Source organism: Micromonospora sp. NBC_01699 (genome assembly GCF_036250065.1).
In the GTDB taxonomy this organism is placed as follows: Bacteria; Actinomycetota; Actinomycetes; order Mycobacteriales; family Micromonosporaceae; genus Micromonospora_G.
Genome location: NZ_CP109199.1, coordinates 1,184,177 through 1,200,683 on the forward strand (window position 1 = coordinate 1,184,177; position 16,507 = coordinate 1,200,683).

At 72.8% G+C, this 16,507-nt stretch carries 16 protein-coding genes; 8 read left to right on the forward strand and 8 right to left on the reverse strand.

The features are described from left to right. Positions 1-8 precede the first annotated feature (8 nt). Entirely contained in the window at positions 9-872 is an 864-nt protein-coding gene (locus OG792_RS05360; RefSeq protein ID WP_329107891.1) for an aldo/keto reductase, read from the reverse strand. Positions 873-1,001: 129 nt separating this feature from the next. Between OG792_RS05360 and OG792_RS05365 the strand changes: the two genes are divergently transcribed. From OG792_RS05365 to OG792_RS05375, 3 genes are all read left to right on the forward strand, one after another. Continuing rightward, the gene (locus tag OG792_RS05365; RefSeq protein ID WP_329107893.1) at positions 1,002-1,490 is read left to right on the forward strand and encodes a M67 family metallopeptidase; all 489 of its coding nucleotides are present in this window, start codon (positions 1,002-1,004) and stop codon (positions 1,488-1,490) included. 72 nt (positions 1,491-1,562) lie between these two features. Further along, positions 1,563-1,946 (forward strand): MoaD/ThiS family protein, encoded by a 384-nt coding sequence (locus OG792_RS05370; RefSeq protein ID WP_329107894.1) that lies wholly within the window; start codon positions 1,563-1,565, stop codon positions 1,944-1,946. An 11-nt stretch (positions 1,947-1,957) separates the two neighbouring features. Further along, positions 1,958-2,923 (forward strand): PLP-dependent cysteine synthase family protein, encoded by a 966-nt coding sequence (locus OG792_RS05375; protein ID WP_329107897.1) that lies wholly within the window; start codon positions 1,958-1,960, stop codon positions 2,921-2,923. A gap of 13 nt (positions 2,924-2,936) precedes the next feature. On the opposite strand, the gene OG792_RS05380 is transcribed toward OG792_RS05375, so the two are convergent. Continuing rightward, the gene (locus OG792_RS05380) at positions 2,937-3,500 is read right to left on the reverse strand and encodes a hypothetical protein (protein WP_329107899.1); all 564 of its coding nucleotides are present in this window, start codon (positions 3,498-3,500) and stop codon (positions 2,937-2,939) included. A gap of 287 nt (positions 3,501-3,787) precedes the next feature. On the opposite strand from OG792_RS05380, the gene OG792_RS05385 reads away from it, so the two are divergent. The 5 genes from OG792_RS05385 to rdgB all read left to right on the forward strand — a co-directional run bounded on the left by OG792_RS05385 (position 3,788) and on the right by rdgB (position 8,415). Further along, positions 3,788-4,534 carry an MBL fold metallo-hydrolase gene (locus tag OG792_RS05385; RefSeq protein WP_329107901.1) on the forward strand — a complete coding sequence of 249 codons (747 nt, stop codon included), beginning with the start codon at positions 3,788-3,790 and terminating at the stop codon, positions 4,532-4,534. A 100-nt stretch (positions 4,535-4,634) separates the two neighbouring features. Continuing rightward, positions 4,635-5,780: a glycosyltransferase family 4 protein gene (locus tag OG792_RS05390; RefSeq protein WP_329107903.1), complete on the forward strand. Its 1,146-nt coding sequence runs from the start codon at positions 4,635-4,637 to the stop codon at positions 5,778-5,780. A 5-nt stretch (positions 5,781-5,785) separates the two neighbouring features. Beyond that, on the forward strand, positions 5,786-6,913 hold the full coding sequence (locus OG792_RS05395) for a glycosyltransferase (RefSeq protein WP_329111128.1): 1,128 nt from the start codon (positions 5,786-5,788) through the stop codon (positions 6,911-6,913). 138 nt (positions 6,914-7,051) lie between these two features. Then, positions 7,052-7,780, forward strand: coding sequence for a ribonuclease PH (gene rph, locus OG792_RS05400; protein WP_329107905.1), 729 nt, complete (start codon positions 7,052-7,054; stop codon positions 7,778-7,780). Between the two features lie 20 nt (positions 7,781-7,800). Next, positions 7,801-8,415, forward strand: coding sequence for an RdgB/HAM1 family non-canonical purine NTP pyrophosphatase (rdgB, locus tag OG792_RS05405; RefSeq protein ID WP_329107906.1), 615 nt, complete (start codon positions 7,801-7,803; stop codon positions 8,413-8,415). A gap of 181 nt (positions 8,416-8,596) precedes the next feature. Here the strand turns inward: rdgB and hutH are convergent, their stop codons facing one another. Genes hutH through OG792_RS05435 form a run of 6 tightly spaced genes read right to left on the reverse strand, consistent with a single transcriptional unit; the run spans position 8,597 to position 16,455 of the window. Beyond that, positions 8,597-10,135, reverse strand: a complete 1,539-nt coding sequence (hutH, locus tag OG792_RS05410; protein ID WP_329107908.1) for a histidine ammonia-lyase — start codon at positions 10,133-10,135, stop codon at positions 8,597-8,599. After that, on the reverse strand, positions 10,126-11,343 hold the full coding sequence (hutI, locus tag OG792_RS05415) for an imidazolonepropionase (protein WP_329107910.1): 1,218 nt from the start codon (positions 11,341-11,343) through the stop codon (positions 10,126-10,128). The genes hutH and hutI overlap by 10 nt, the downstream gene beginning before the upstream one ends. After that, the gene (locus OG792_RS05420; RefSeq protein WP_329107912.1) at positions 11,340-12,662 is read right to left on the reverse strand and encodes a formimidoylglutamate deiminase; all 1,323 of its coding nucleotides are present in this window, start codon (positions 12,660-12,662) and stop codon (positions 11,340-11,342) included. Before OG792_RS05420 ends, hutI begins: the two co-directional genes overlap by 4 nt. After that, positions 12,659-13,924 (reverse strand): allantoate amidohydrolase, encoded by a 1,266-nt coding sequence (locus OG792_RS05425; RefSeq protein ID WP_329107913.1) that lies wholly within the window; start codon positions 13,922-13,924, stop codon positions 12,659-12,661. Before OG792_RS05425 ends, OG792_RS05420 begins: the two co-directional genes overlap by 4 nt. Beyond that, positions 13,921-15,570 carry a urocanate hydratase gene (hutU, locus tag OG792_RS05430; protein WP_329107915.1) on the reverse strand — a complete coding sequence of 550 codons (1,650 nt, stop codon included), beginning with the start codon at positions 15,568-15,570 and terminating at the stop codon, positions 13,921-13,923. Before hutU ends, OG792_RS05425 begins: the two co-directional genes overlap by 4 nt. Positions 15,571-15,603: 33 nt before the next feature. After that, complete coding sequence (locus OG792_RS05435) at positions 15,604-16,455, reverse strand: MurR/RpiR family transcriptional regulator (protein ID WP_329107916.1); 852 nt, start codon at positions 16,453-16,455, stop codon at positions 15,604-15,606. Positions 16,456-16,507 lie beyond the last annotated feature (52 nt).

Consider the following 16,507-nt stretch of genomic DNA (forward strand, 5'->3'; position numbering starts at 1 on the left):
GACCGTGCTCAGCCGAAGGTGAGAGCGGCCAGCTCGTCGTCGTCCAGGGTCAGCGCCGAGGCGGCCACCGAGTCGAGGATCGACTCCGGCCGGCTCGCGCCGGGGATCGGGATGACCACCGGCGACTGGGCCAGGTGCCAGGCCAGGCAGATCTGCTGCGGGCTGACGCCCCGCGAGGCGGCGACGTCGGCGAACGGCTGGAACCGGCTGCCCAGCTCGGCCGCCTGGGCGATTCCGCCCAGCGGCGACCAGGGCAGGAACGCGATGCCCAACTCGTCGCAGAGCAGCAGCTCCGGCTCGGAGCTGCGGAATGCGGGCGAGAACTGGTTCTGCACCGAGACCAGCCGGCCGCCGAGGATCTCCTGCGCCTGCCGGATCTGGTCCGGGTTGGCGTTGGAGATGCCGGCCATCTGGATCTTGCCCTCGTCCAGCAGGTCGCGTACGGCACCGACCGAGTCGGCGTACGGGACCGAGGGGTCGGGGCGGTGGTGCTGGTAGAGGCCGATCGAGTCGACCCCGAGGCGCTTGAGCGACGCCTCGCAGGCCGCCCGGAGGTGCTCCGGTCGGCCGTTGGTCAGCCAGTTGCCGTCGCCCGGCCGGTACATCCCGCCCTTCGTGGCGACGAGGACGTCCGAGGTGTCGCCACCGTAGCTGCACAGCGCGCGGGCGATCAGCGACTCGTTGTGGCCGACCTCGTCGGCGTACTGGTGGTAGGCGTTCGCGGTGTCGATCAGGGTGACACCGGCGTCGAGCGCGGCGTGGATGGTCCGGATCGACCGGCTCTCGTCCTCCGGGCGGCCCTCGATCGACATCGGCATGGCACCGAGCCCGATCGCGCTCACCTCGACGGCACCGATACGGCGGTTCTTCATGTGCGGAGCCCTCCTTGGATCACATCTCGACCAACAGCTTCCCTCCAAGTGACCGGGTTAACCCGGTTGGGGGGTCCACCGGGTGAGGTGGCCCCGCGAGGGCGCGGAAACAGGCGGTAGGCTGGTGCCGTGCTGAGCATCGACCGGGCGATCCGCGACGCGATCGTCGCGCATGCTCGTCGGGACCATCCCGACGAGGCCTGCGGTGTGGTCGCCGGCCCGGCCGGCAGCGACCGGCCGACCCGACACATCCCGATGGACAACGCCGCCCGCTCGATGACCTTCTACGAGTTCGACTCGATGGAGCACCTGCGGGTGTGGCGGGAGATGGACGACCGGGACGAGGAGCCGGTGGTGATCTACCACTCGCACACCGCGACCGAGGCGTACCCGTCCCGGACCGACGTCTCCTTCGCCGGTGAGCCGGGTGCCCACTACCTGCTGGTCTCCACCCGTGACCCGGACGCCGAGGAGATCCGTTCGTTCCGCATCGTGGACGGCGTGGTCACCGAGGAGCCGGTCCAGGTCGTCGAGGCCGGGGTGGACCCGCACGCCGTGCAGTCCTACATGTTCGGGCAGAGCCCGACGACGGTCGACTACGAGTGTTCCGGCCGCTGACCCGTTCGCGGGTGGCGCCCTGTCCGTAGTCCCTCCTTTCCCCGAAACCGTCGCATCTCTAGGAGTAACACCATGGCCATCGAGGTTCGCATCCCCACCATCCTGCGCAGCTACACCGGCGGCGCGAAGATCGTCGAAGGCGCCGGGGACACCCTGGCCGAGCTGCTGTCCAACCTGGACTCCAACCACGCCGGCCTGCGCGGCCGGCTGGTCACCGACGAGGGCGCGCTGCACCGGTTCGTCAACGTCTACGTCAACGACGAGGACGTACGTTTCCTCGGCGCGCTGGACGCGAAGGTCGCCGACGGTGACACCGTGACCATCCTGCCGGCCGTTGCCGGCGGCGCGTTCGGTTTCGCCGCGGCGGCGGCGATCCTGTCGCACGGCGCCGCCACCGCGGCGACCGGCCCGCACAGCGCGGCAGCGGGTCGCCGCGCACCGGTCACCGCTCGCTGAGGCGACCAGCCGTGACGCGGTACGACAACCTGCTCGACGCCACCGGCGGCACGCCGCTGGTGGGTCTGCCGCGTCTTTCGCCGACGGTGCCCGAAGGGGCACCGCCGGTGCGGCTCTGGGCCAAGCTTGAGGACCGCAACCCGACCGGCAGCATCAAGGACCGGCCGGCGCTGTACATGGTCCGGGCGGCGGAGGCGGCCGGTCGGCTTCGGCCCGGTGACACCATCCTCGAACCGACCAGCGGAAACACCGGCATCGCGCTGGCCATGGTGGCGAAGCTGCACGGCTACCGGCTGGTCTGCGTGATGCCGGAGAACGTCTCCGCCGAACGGGTCCAACTGCTCCGGATGTACGGCGCCGAGATCATCTTCTCGCCGGCGGCGGGCGGCTCCAACCAGGCGGTGGCGACCGCGAAGCAGATAGCGGCCGAGCACCCGGACTGGGTGATGCTGTTCCAGTACGGCAACGAGGCCAACGCGCGGGCGCACTACGAGACCACCGGGCCGGAACTGCTGCACGACCTGCCGACGATCACCCACTTCGTCGCCGGGCTGGGCACCACCGGCACCCTGATGGGCACCGGCCGCTACCTGCGGGAGAAGGTCGACGACATCGAGATCGTCGCCGCCGAGCCGAGGTACGGCGAGCTTGTCTACGGGCTGCGCAACATCGACGAGGGCTACGTGCCCGAGCTGTACGACGCGACCGTACTGAACCGGCGGTTCTCCGTCGGGACCCGGGACGCGGTGCTGCGTACCCGGCAACTGGTCGAGGTCGAGGGCATCTTCGCCGGGTTCTCCACCGGTGCCATCCTGCACGCCGCGCTCGCCGTCGCCCACGAGGCGGTACGCGCCGGCCGCCGGGCCGACGTCGCGTTCGTGGTCGCCGACGGCGGCTGGAAGTACCTCTCGACCGGTGCCTACGGCGGCACCCTGGGCGACGCGGAGGAGGCCCTGGAGGGGCAACTCTGGGCCTGACGACCGGCGCCGCCTACAGCGCGGCGAGGGTCACCGCCAGGTTGACGGCGAGCGGTAGCGTGGCCAGGCTCAGCATGATCCAGGGCAGTCGAGGGTGCCGGATGGAGAGGAACGCGACCATGGTCAGCGCGACGCCGCCCAGGCCGACGCCGGCGATCATCGGTTCGTACCAGTCCGGAGCGACCCCGGCGACGATCGCCACCAGTCCCCGCAGCCCGGTAGCGAGCCCGATCAGGCCCAGCGCGGTCGCCCAGCCGCACACACCGAGGAACTGCCGGCTGGTGCCACGCGGACCCGCGCGCCGGGTGCAGATCGGGTGGTCCGCGGTGGGCGCCGCCCAGGGCACCGGCGGTGGTGACGGGGTGAAACCGTCGCCCGGCGTGACGTACGCGGGCCGCACCGTCGCGATCGCCGTGGCGTACGCGGTCCACGGCGGGCCGGCGGCCACCGGATGACCGGTGGGCGTCGCCGGCCGGATCGCGCCGGTCGTCACCAGCGGTACGGTGCCGAGAACGACCGTCGGCGTGGCCGTGTCCCGCTGCGGGGCGCCGGTCGTCATATCAGCCTCGGTGGGCACGGTGCACCGTCCTGGTCCGGATCATCGCCCGCCGGCACCGGCGGGCCTTGTCACCTGATGCAACGCTCAGGTGTGACAGGGCGTAACGGCGGGGCCGGTGAAGTCGTTCGGCCCAAGTGGGAGGCGGTGGTTGGGCCGGTGTCACCTTGGCGACAACAAGCGGCAGTTTTTTCTTGCCCCCCGGTGTCGAAGCGTAGGCTGCGCACCGTGACAGAGGCGCCGGCAGAGATCGTCTATACATTGGTCGGCGGGCTGTCCGTGACCATCGGTAACTTCAGGACGACCGGATGCGACTGACAGTTCTGGGCTGTGCCGGGAGCTTCCCCGGTCCCGAGGCGGCCTGTTCCGCCTACCTGGTCGAGGCTGACGGATTCCGGCTGCTGGTCGACTTCGGCTCCGGTTCACTCACCGCCCTGCAACGCTACGCCGGGCTGCACGCGGTCGACGCGATTCTGCTCACCCACCTGCACTGTGACCATATCCTCGACGCCGTCACCTACGTCGTGGTGCGCCGGTACGCCCCCGACGGGCCATACCCGCCGTTGCCGGTGTACGCCCCGGCCGGCGCCCCGGACCGGCTCGCCGGTGCGTACAGCCAGGACGAGACGAGCGTCGACGATGTCTACACCTTCTACGGCCTCCAACCGGGCAGCTTCCCGATCGGCCCGTTCACCGTCACCGTCGACCGGGTCAACCACCCCGTCGAAACCTACGGCGTACGGCTGGAGCACAACGGGCGGTCGCTCGCGTACTCCTCGGACACCGCACCCTGCGAGGCGCTGCTGCGACTCGCTCACGGTGCCGACGTCTTCCTCTGCGAGGCGAGCTACCTCGACGGCGTGGACAACCCCCCGGACCTGCACCTGACCGGCCGCGAGGCCGGGGAGATCGCCACCAAGTCGGAGGTCGGCCGGCTGGTGCTGACCCACCTGGTCAGCGCCTGGGGCAGCGAGGCACTGACCTACGAGGCAGCCGCGTCGGCCTTCGCCGGCCCGGTGGAAATCGCCCGACCCGGCGCCCGGTACGACATCTGACGCGGTTCGGACATCGACGGCGACATCTTGTGCGGCACTGTTTGCCAACCGGTCAGCTAGCCGTCGCCCGCCGCACCAGCACGGGTTCCACGGTGAGCGCATGCGCATCGCGATCGTCACGGAGTCCTTCCCGCCGGATGTCAACGGTGTGGCGCACTCCGTCGTCCGCGTCGCCGAGCACCTGGTCCACCGGGGGCACACCCCGATCGTGATCGCTCCGGCGCCGTCGTCAGCCACCCGTGGCTTCCCCGGTGACCACCCGTACCCGGTGATCCGGGTGCCGAGCGTGGCCGTGCCGCGCTACCGCAGCTTCCGGCTCGGGCTGCCGTCCGCCCGGCTCGCCGACGCACTGAACGAGCACGCCCCGGACGTGGTCCACCTGGCGAGCCCGTTCGTGCTCGGTGCCCGGGGCATGGCCGTCGCCGGCCAACTCGACCTGCCGACCCTGGCGGTCTACCAGACCGACCTGGCCGCGTACGCGCGCCACTACCGGCTCGGCTGGGGCGAGGCCGCCGCCTGGCGCTGGCTGCGCAACATCCACAACGCCGCCGACCGTACCCTCGCGCCGTCCACCCGGTCCGCCGCCGACCTGGTCACCCACGGGGTGCAGCGGGTCTGGCTGTGGCGGCGGGGGGTCGACAGCGTTCGGTTCGACCCGGCGCTGCGTAGTGCCGAGACGCGGGCCACCCTCGCCCCGAGCGGGGAACTGCTGGTCGGCTACGTCGGTCGGCTGGCGGTGGAGAAGCGGGTCGAACTGCTGGCCGCCACCTCCCGGCTGCCCGGCGTACGGCTGGTGATCATCGGCGACGGGCCGGCCCGGCGAGACCTGGAACGAGCCCTGCCCGAGGCCACCTTCCTCGGCGCCCGGCAGGGCGACGAACTCGCCCGGCTCTACGCCAGCCTGGACATCTTCGTGCACAGCGGCCCGTACGAGACCTTCGGCCAGACCGTCCAGGAGGCGCTGGCCAGCGGCCTGCCCGTGGTGGCACCGGCCGCCGGTGGCCCGCTCGACCTGGTCGAGCCCGGAGTGACCGGAACCCTGGTGCCGCCCGAGGACGGTGCCGCACTCGCCGACGCCGTCGCCGAGCTGGCCGGTGACGCGCAGCGCCGCCGCGCATACGGCCTCGCGGCCCGGACCTGGGTGGCCAACCGTACCTGGGCGGCGGTCGGCGACGAGCTGATCGGGCACTACCGTGCGGTGCTGGCCGGTGCCGGAGTCCCGGCCGGGCGGCGGATCGCGGCGTGACGGGGCTGCGCATCGTCCGGCTGGCGAACTTCGTCACCCCGCGCTCCGGTGGGCTGCGCACCGCGCTGCGCTGCCTCGGCGCCGGCTACCGGGCGGCCGGACACGAACCCGTACTGGTGATTCCCGGCGAGCGCGCCGGGGACGAACTGGTCGGCCCGGACCGGGTGATCACCCTGCCCGGACCGGCGCTGCCCGGCACCGGCGGCTACCGGGTGCTGACCGGCCGCCGACGGCTGCGCAAACTCCTGGAGGAACTGGAGCCGGACCGGCTGGAGGTGTCCGACCGGTCGACCCTGCGCTGGACCGGCGCCTGGGCGAAGGCACACGGGGTGCCGTCGCTGATGGTGTCGCACGAGAGCCTGACCGGGCTACTCGGCGTCTGGGGTGCGCCGGCGCGGGTCGGGCAACGGCTGGCCGACGTGGTCAACGGGCGGACGGTGGCGACGTACGACCGGGTGGTCTGCACCACCGACTGGGCCGCGGCCGAGTTCCGCCGGATCGGCGCGCCGAACCTGACCCAGGTGCCGCTCGGCGTCGACCTGGACTCGTTCCACCCCGACGCGCACAACCCGGCCGTACGCGCCGAGTACGCGGCCGCCGACGAGGTGCTGCTGGTGCATTGCAGCCGGCTGTCGCCGGAGAAGCGGCCCGACCTGGCGATCGACGCGTTGGTGGCGCTGCGGGCGGCGGGCGTGCCGGCGACGCTGGTGGTGGTCGGCGACGGACCCCGCCGGGCCGCGCTCGGCCAGCGGGCCGCCGGGCTGCCGGTGCACTTCCTCGGCTTCCTGCCCGACCGGGACCGGGTCGCGGCGCTGCTGGCCAGCGCCGACGTGGTGGTCGCGCCGGGGCCGGTGGAGACGTTCGGGCTCGCCGGGCTGGAGGCGCTCGCCTGCGGTACGCCGGTCGTCGTGAACGCCGCCAGCGCGTTGCCGGAGGTGGTCGGTTCGGCCGGTCTGGGCGCCGACGGCACCGGCGAGGGCTTCGCCGAGGCGATCGCCACCCTGCTGGCCAGGCCGGAGGCGGAACGCCGGGCGGCGGCCCGCGCCCGTGCGGAGCGGTTCGGCTGGGCCGCCTCGGTCGAGGGGTTCCTCCGCGCGCACGACGTCCCGGTGGGTGTTCCCGTCTCCGCCTGAACGGCACCGCCGGCACCGCGTCAGCCCGCCGCTGCTCGGCTTCGGTGGCGCGGCCGCCGGTGCCCCTCGGGCCGGTGGCGCGGCGTACGGGGGTGCCCCTGGGGCGGCGGGCTGCGGTGTAACACATAGGCTGCCCCCATGGCGCGACCTGACGGGCGGCAGCCCGATGAACTCCGGCCGGTGACACTGACCCGGCAGTGGAGCGTGCACCCGGAAGGGTCCGTGCTCGTCGAGTTCGGCCAGACCCGAGTGCTCTGCACGGCGAGCGTCACCGAGGGGGTGCCCCGCTGGCGCAAGGGCTCCGGGCTCGGCTGGGTCACCGCCGAATACTCGATGCTGCCGCGGGCGACCACCACCCGGTCGGACCGGGAGAGCGTCAAGGGCCGGGTCGGCGGCCGTACCCAGGAGATCTCCCGGCTGATCGGGCGCAGCCTGCGGGCCTGCATCGACCTGAAGGCGCTGGGCGAGAACTCGATCGTGCTCGACTGTGACGTGTTGCAGGCCGACGGTGGGACGCGTACGGCCTCGGTCACCGGCGCGTACGTGGCCCTGCACGACGCGGTCGGCTGGCTGGCCGCCCGCAAGGCGTTGGCCGGTAAGCCGGCCTCGGTGATGCACCGGTCGGTGGCGGCGGTCAGTGTCGGCATTGTCGACGGTGAGCCCCGGCTCGACCTGAACTACCTGGAGGACGTGGCCGCCGAGGTGGACATGAACATCGTCTGCACCGGCACGAGCGACTTTGTCGAGGTGCAGGGGACCGGTGAGGCGAACGTGTTCGGCCGGGACCAGCTCGACGCCCTGCTCGACCTCGGGGTGCTCGGCTGCGCGGAGCTGGCCGACGCCCAACGCAAGGCCCTGGCCGGCTGACAGTGGGACGAGGAGAGTCGATGATCCGGGTGCTGCTGGCGACCCGCAACGCCAAGAAGCTGGTTGAGTTGCAGCGCATCCTGGACGGTGCGCTCGGTCCACAGCGGATCGAACTGGTCGGGCTGGCCGATCTGCCCGCGTACCAGGAGGTGCCGGAGACCGGGCTCACCTTCGGCGAGAACGCCCTGCTGAAGGCGCGCGAGGGTGTGAAGCACACCGGTCTGCCGACGGTGGCCGACGACTCCGGCCTGGCCGTGGACGCGCTGGGCGGCATGCCGGGGGTGTTCAGCGCCCGCTGGTCGGGCCGGCACGGCGACGACCGGGCCAACCTCGAACTGGTTCTGGGCCAGATCGGCGACGTACCGGACCAGCACCGGGGCGCGGCCTTCGTCTGCGCGGTGGCGCTGGTGCTGCCCGGCGGCAAGGAGCACCTGGTCGACGGCCGGCAGCCCGGTCGGCTGCTGCGCGCTCCGCGCGGCGAGGGCGGCTTCGGCTACGACCCGATCTTCCTCGGCGACGGCCAGGACCGCACCAACGCCGAACTCACCCCCACCGAAAAAGACGCAATAAGCCACCGAGGCAAAGCCCTCCGCGCCCTATCCAAAGTCATAGCCAAGTCCCTACTCCCAACCTGACCCCCCACCCCCCACCCCCCCGCGTCCCCGTCCCCCCGCCTCTCCCGCCGATCTTGCACTTGTGGTGCCAGGGATTGCCCGTTTCGCCTGGTATGTATACGGCCACAACTGCAAGATCGCCGGAGGAAGCGGGGGCGGGGGAGGGGGGAGGGGAGGGCGGGGAGGGCGGGGTGGGGGCGGGTTAGGTTAGGGGGCCGATGTGGGATTCGATGGTGGTGCGTAGGGGGCGGGTGATGATGGTGGTGCGGGCGGACTCCAGGACGGGGGCCAGGAAGATGTCGGGGCCGGGTTCGCCGGCGAAGCGGGCCACCGCGGTGACCGCCGCTCGGCCGGCGGGGGACGGGGCGAGGGGGGCGCGCAGTTGCAGGCCGCGTACGGCGGCCAGCAGTTCCACCGCGAGCAGGCTGGTCAGGTTGTCCAGCACCGTACGGAGTTTGCGGGTGGCGGCCCAGCCCATCGAGACATGGTCCTCCTGCATGCCGCTGGTGGGTAGCGAGTCGACCGACGCCGGTGCGGCCAGCCGGCGATTCTCCGCCACGATGCCGGCCGCCGTGTACTGAGCGATCATCAGCCCGGAGTTGACCCCGGCGTCCGGGGTGAGGAACGCCGGCAGGTCCCGGTTGCGGGTGACGTCGAGCAGCCGGTCCACCCGGCGCTCGGAGATCGCGCCGACCTCGGCGGCGGCGATGGCGAGGAAGTCGGCGGCGAAGCCGAGCGGGGCGCCGTGGAAGTTGCCGGTCGACTCGACCCGGCCGTCCGGCAGCACCACCGGGTTGTCGACCACCGAGACGAGTTCCCGGCCGGCGACCGAGCTGACAAAACCGAGGGTGTCCCGGGCGGCGCCGGCGACCTGCGGGGCGCAGCGCATCGAGTAGGCGTCCTGGACCGCGTGCACCAGGTCGTCGCGGTGCGAGTCCATGATGTCGGAGCCCTGGAGCAGCCGGTGGATGTTCGCCGCCGAGACCGCCTGCCCCGGATGCGGGCGGATGCTGTGCAACTCGGGCTGGAACGGCCGGTCGGTGCCGAGCATCGCCTCGATCGCCAGGGCGGCGGTGACGTCCGCCATCGCGAACAGGTGTTCCGCGTCGTCGATCGCCAGCAGCAGCATGCCGAGCATGCCGTCGGTGCCGTTGATCAGGGCCAGGCCCTCCTTGGCGGCCAGCTCGATCGGGGTCAGCCCGGCCCGGTGCAGCGCCACCGAGGCGTCCTCGCGGGCACCGCCCTTGCCGAGGGTCCAGCCCTCGCCGAGCAGGGCCAGCGCGCAGTGCGCCAGCGGGGCCAGGTCACCGGAGGCGCCGAGCGACCCGTGCTCCGGCACCCACGGGGTGACGTCGTGGTTGAGCAGGTCGACCAGGGACTGCGCGACCAGCGGGCGGACCCCGGACCGGCCGAGGGCGAGCGAGCGTACGCGCAGCAGCATCATCGCCCGGACGACCTCGCGTGGCATCGGGGCGCCGATCCCGGCGGCGTGCGAGCGGATCAGGGCGTGTTGCAGTTCCGCCCGGCGTTCGGGTGCGATGAACGTGTTGGCGAGCGCGCCGAAGCCGGTCGAGACGCCGTATACCGGGCGGCCGTCCTGTTCGATCCGGTCCACGATCGCCCGGCTGGTCTTCATCGCCTCGATGGTGGCCGGGTCGAGCACGACCGTGGCCGAGCCGCGGGCGACGGCGAGCACGTCGGCGGGGGTGACGCCGGCGGGGGTGACGGTGACTACTGACATTGCGGTACTCCGTTGTGCAGGACCTGGCGGACCAGCGGTACCCCTGGCCGGTAGGCCAGGTGCAGATACGAGGGCGCGTCGAGGATGGTCAGGTCGGCCCGCGCGCCCCTGCGCAGCACGCCGACGTCGTCGCGGCGCAGCGCCCGCGCCCCACCGGCGGTCGCGGCCCAGACCGCCTCCGCCGGGGTCATCCCCATTTCGCGTACGGCGAGCGCTATGCAGAACGGCATCGAGGAGGTGTACGACGAGCCGGGGTTGCAGTCGGTGGCGAGCGCGACCACGGCTCCGGCGTCGAGCAGCCGCCGGGCGTCCGGGTACGGCGACCGGGTGGAGAACTCGGCACCGGGCAGCAGGGTGGCGACGGTGTTCGGCACCGGCTCGGAGAGCCACACGCCGCTGCTGGAGGCGAGCGCGTCGATGTCGGCGTCGGACAGGTGGGTGCAGTGGTCCGCGCTGGCGGCGCCGAGTTCCACCGCGAGTTGAACGCCGGGGCCGGGTCCGAGCTGGTTGGCGTGCAGCCGTACGCCCAGACCGGCGGCCTGACCGACGGTCAGGATCGCGCGTGCGTGGTCGGCGTCGAACGCGCCGCGCTCGCAGAAGACGTCGATCCAGCGGGCGTACGGCAGGGCGGCGCGCAGCATCGGCCCGCAGACCAGCCCGACGTAGTCGTCCGGGCGGTCGGCGTACTCGGGTGGGACGACGTGGGCGCCGAGGAAGGTGGTTTCGGTGGTGAACTCACCGGCGATCCGCAGCGCACGGGCCTCGTCGGCGACGCTGAGTCCGTACCCGCTCTTGATCTCGATAGTGGTGGTGCCCTGGCGCAGCGCCTCGATCCGCAGCCGGGACACGTTCGCGCGCAGCGTGTCGTCGCTCGCGGCGCGGGTGGCGCCGACCGTGGTCCGGATCCCGCCACCGGTGTACGGCTGCCCGGCCATCCGGGCGGCGAACTCGGTCGCCCGGTCACCGGCGAAGACCAGGTGGGAGTGGCTGTCCACGAAACCGGGCAGCACCGCCGCGCCGTCGGCGTCGATCCGCCCGTCGGCGGCCGGGGCGTACTTCGCCGGCCCGAGCCAGACGATCCGGCCGTTCTCGACCAGCAGCGCCGCCCGGCGCCGGATGCCGAGCGGGCCGCCGTCGCCGTAGGGCTCGTTGGTGACCAGCTCACCGATGTTGTCGACCAGCAGGCTCGGTCCGGAGTGGGCGTTCACCGCCACACCTGCCCGATCGACCGGCCCAGCTCGGCCGCCACGTCGAGGCGGACGTGTCGGCCGTCCCGGACCACCACCCGCCCGTCGACCAGCACATCGGTGACGTCGGCGGCGGTGGCGGCGAAGAACACCCCGGCGGGCGGCACCGCCGCCGTCCGTACGCTGTCCAGCGCGACGGTGACCAGGTCGGCGCGGAAGCCTGCGGCGATCGTGCCGGCGTCGGACCAGCCCAGCGCGGCGTGCCCGGCGGCGGTGGCGGCGTGGGTGAGTTCGGCCGGCGTGAAGTGCCCGCGCCGCTCGGTACGCAGCCGTTCGTCGAGTTCCACCGCGCGCGCCTCCTCGAACAGGTCGATCACGGCATGGCTGTCCGAGCCGAGGCTGAGCGGGCTACCGGCGTCGACCAGGGCACGGGCCGGTCCGATCCCGTCGGCGAGGTCCCGTTCGGTGGTCGGGCAGAGGCAGGCGCCGGTGCCGGCCTCGCCGAGCAGGGCCACGCCGTTCCCGGTCAGGTGGGTGGCGTGCACCGCGGTCGCGTTCGAGCCGAGTACGCCCATGTCGGCGAGGAGCTGGACCGGCGTGCAGCCGTGGGTGGCCAGGCAGGCGTCGTTCTCGGCCCGCTGCTCGGAGAGGTGGAAGTGCAGCGGGCCACCGCTGTTGCGGTAGGCGAAGGCGGACAGTGCGCCCGGCGGCACCGCCCGGACCGAGTGCAGGGCCGCCCCGATCCGCAGGTGCGGTGTGGTCGGCAGCCGGTCGTGCCGGTCCGACCAGGCGTCGAGGTCCCGGTCGCCGAACCGGCGCTGCACCCCCGCCAACGGCTGACCGTCCACGGTGGAGGTGAGGTAGAGCGTGTCCAGCAGGGTGAGCCGGATCCCGGCCTCGGCGGCGGCCTCAACCAGCGCCGTACCCATCGCGTTCGGGTCGGCGTACGGGCTGCCGTCGGCCTCGTGGTGCAGGTAGTGGAACTCGCCCACGCAGGTGATGCCGGACAGGGCCATCTCGGCGTACGTGGCGCGGGCCAGCGCGAGGTAGGTGTCCGGGTCGAGTCGGGCGGCGACCTCGTACATCCGGTCCCGCCAGGTCCAGAACGTGCCGCCGCCGGTGTGGGTGTGCCCGCGCAGCGCCCGGTGGAACGCGTGCGAGTGGGCGTTCGCCAGCCCCGGCAGGGTGACCCCCGGCAGTCGGGTCACGCCTGGCGGCGCCTCCACCCCGGCGGTGACCTCGCCGAACCGCCCGTCGACGACCTCGATCAGCACGTCCGGCAGCGGCTCCTCGTGGCCGGGCAGCCAGGCGTACTCGGCGTGGAACCGGTCGTTGCTCATGCTTCCTCCGCCGGATCGCCGGTTGTCTCCGGAACCGGTCCGCAGGCCAGGGCGGTCAGTACGTCGGCGAGCCGGCTCACCCCGGCGGCGCAGTCGTCGTCACCGGCGTACTCGGCCGGCGAGTGCGACACCCCGGTCGGGTTGCGGACGAACAGCATCGCGGTGGGCAGGTACGCGGCGAGCACCCCGGCGTCATGCCCGGCAGCCGTCGGCAGCACCGGTACGCCGTCGTCCAGCACCTTCCGGAACAGCTCGATCAGACCGCCGTCGAACTCGACCAGCGGGGTCACCGACTCACGGGTCAGCCGTACGCCGGTCCCGTCCCGGACCGCCCGCTCGGCCGCCTTCTGCCCGACGGCCTCGACCAGCGAGTCCAGGGTGGCGACCTCGGCGGCGCGGGCGTCGAGCCAGCCTCGGACCCGCGACGGCACCGCGTTGGTAGCGTTCGGTTCCACCTCGACCCGGCCGACGGTGGCCTGCGCCCCGTACCGTCGGGCCTCCTTGTTCGCGGCGAGCACGGTGAAGGCGTACGTCAGCATCGGGTCGCGCCGGTCGCTCATCCTGGTGGTGCCGGCGTGGTTGGCCTCGCCGGTGAAGTCCATCCGCCAGCGCCCGTGCGGCCAGATGCCGCTGGCCACGCCGACGGGTGCGGCCAGGTCGACCAGGGCCCGGCCCTGTTCGATGTGCAACTCGACGAAGGTGCCGATCCGACCGAGCAGGTCGGGGCGGGCACCGACCGGCCGGGCGCCGAGCGCCTCGACCAGGGTGGTGCCGTCGGAGTCGGTGAGCGCCGCCGCCCGCTCCACCGGCAGTTCGCCGGTGAGCAGCCGGGACCCCAGGCACGGTACGCCGAACCTGGCCCCCTCCTCCTCGGCGAACGCGACCACCCCGACCGGCCGGTACGGCACCCGCCCGCCCGCGCGCAGCCGGTCCACGGCCAGGAAGGCGCTGACGATGCCGAGCGGCCCGTCGTAGCCGCCGCCGTGCGGCACCGAGTCGAAGTGGCTGCCGACCAGGACCGCGTCACCCTGTGCCGGGTCGCCGCACCAGGCGAAGAGGTTGCCGTTGCCGTCCTGCTCGACCGGCATGTCCCGGTCGGCGGCCTGCCGCCGGAACCAGTCCCGCAGCCGCAGCTCCGGCTCACCGAAGGCGTACCGCAGGTAGCCGCCGCTGACCGGATCACGCCCGATCGGCGCGATCTCGTCCCACAACGCCCGGAACGCGGCCACCCCCGCGTCTGCCGACCGGCTGTTCCCTGTCATGCCCGGTCCATCGGGATCGGCAGGCCGGTGCGTCCGGCCACCTCGGCGGCGCTCGGGTAGCCGGCGTCGACGTGGCGGAGCACGCCCATCGCCGGGTCGTTGGTGAGCACCCGTTCGATCTTCTGGCCGGCGAGCGCCGTGCCGTCGGCGACGCAGACCTGCCCGGCGTGGATCGAGCGACCGATGCCCACCCCGCCGCCGTGGTGGATGGACACCCAGGACGCTCCGCTGGCCGTGTTGACCAGGGCGTTCAGTAGCGGCCAGTCGGCGATCGCGTCGGACCCGTCGGCCATCGCCTCGGTCTCCCGGTACGGCGAGGCGACCGACCCGGCGTCCAGGTGGTCGCGCCCGATCACCACCGGGGCGGACAGCTCGCCGGAGGCGACCATGTCGTTGAACCGGACCCCGGCCCGGTCCCGTTCGCCGTACCCGAGCCAGCAGATCCGGGCCGGCAGGCCCTGGAAGGCGACCCGCTCACCGGCCAGCCGGATCCACCGGGCCAGCGACTCGTTCTCCGGGAACAGTTCCAGTACGGCCCGGTCGGTGGCGGCGATGTCGGCCGGGTCGCCGGAGAGCGCCGCCCAGCGGAACGGTCCCCGGCCCTCGGTGAACAGCGGCCGGATGTACGCCGGCACGAAGCCGGGGAAGTCGAAGGCGCGCTCGTACCCGGCGAGTTGGGCCTCGCCCCGGATCGAGTTGCCGTAGTCGAAGACCTCGGCACCGGCGTCGAGGAAGCCGACCATCGCCGCCACGTGTCGGGCCATCGAGGCGCGGGCGCGGTCGGTGAACTCGGCCGGCTTGGCGGCGGCGTACTCGGCGGCGTCGGCGAGTTCGACCCCCACCGGCAGGTACGACAGTGGGTCGTGCGCGCTGGTCTGGTCGGTCACGATGTCGATCTCGACGCCGCGTACCAGCAGCTCGGGGAAGACCACGGCCGCGTTGCCGACCACGCCGACCGACAGCGCCCGACGCTCCCGCTTCGCGGCCAGCACCGCCTCGACCGCCTCGTCCAGGGTGTCCGCTACCCGGTCCAGGTAGCGGTCCCGCACCCGGCGGGCGAGCCGCTCCGGGTCGACGTCGACGATCAGGCAGGCGCCGCCGTTCATGGTCACCGCGAGCGGCTGGGCGCCACCCATGCCGCCGCAGCCGGCGGTGAGCGTGAGGGTGCCGGCGAGGGTGTCGCCGAACCGCTTCGCGGCGACGGCGGCGAACGTCTCGTAGGTGCCCTGCAAAATACCTTGTGTACCGATATAGATCCACGAGCCAGCCGTCATCTGGCCATACATGGTCAGACCGAGCTGTTCCAGGCGGCGGAACTCGGGCCAGTTGGCCCAGTCGCCGACCAGGTTGGAGTTGGCCAGCAGCACCCTCGGCGCCCACTCGTGCGTACGCAGCACCCCGACCGGGCGGCCGGACTGCACCAGCATCGTCTCGTCGTCACGCAGTTCGGTCAGCGTCCGGATCAGCGCGTGGTACGACGGCCAGTCGCGGGCGGCCCGGCCGGTGCCGCCGTACACGACCAGGTCCTCGGGGCGCTCGGCCACCTCCGGGTCGAGGTTGTTCATCAGCATCCGCATGGCCGCCTCCTGGGCCCAACCGACTGCGGTACGGGTGCTGCCGCGTGCGGCGCGAACGGGCTGGTACATCGGGGTCTCCTGGCGCAACGGTGGGTGACGGATTCAGCTGAGGAACACCTGGCGGCGGGCGGCGGACTGTTCGAACTCCTCCAACCGGCGCTGGGTGTGGCTGGGTGCGGCGTCGCAGATCGCCTGGAGCAGCACCATGGCCAGGGTCATCGGGGCGGTGTGCAGGTCGAACACGAGCTGGGCGCCGACCGCGGCGGGCAGCACGATGTCGGCGTACTCGGCGGCCGGGCTGACCGCCGAGTCGGTGATCACGACGATGGACAGTCCGGCGTGCCGCGCCTCGCGGAGCGCGTCGAGGGACTCGCGCGGGTAGCGCGGCAGCACGATGGCGAGCAGCGCGGTCGCGCCGGCCGTACGGGACTGGTCGAGGCGGTCGGCGAGCAGGCTGCCACCGGTGTCGAGCACCCGTACGTCCGGGTGCACCTTGGCCGCGAAGTAGGCGAAGTACGAGGCCAGCGGGGCGGCGGCACGCAGCCCGAGCACCGGCAGCGGACGGCTGTTGGCGAGCAGCGCCCCGGCGGTGGTGACCCTGTCCGGGTCGCCGAGCTGTTCGGCGAGCCGGTGCAGGTTCTCCACCTCGGCGCTGACCGCCCGTTGCAGTTCGTTCCCGGCCGGTACGTCCGACGCCGGGCGGCCCCGTTCGCCGGCGGTGATCTCGCGCAGCCGGCGGCGCAGCGCGGGGTAGCCGTCGTAGCCGAGCGCTATCGCGAACCGGGTCACCGAGGGCTGGCTGACCTGGGCGAGTTCGGCGATCTCGGCCGCCGACAGGTACGCCGCCGAGGCCGCGTGCTGGACCAGGCTGTGCGCGATCCGGCGTTGGGTCGGGGTCAGCCGGATGCCGTGGAACAGGTCGAGGACCTGGTCCGTCGGGGGCGTGGCGACCATTACCACATCTCGGACAAGTGAATCGTCATTCACGGGAGCACTCTATGCATAG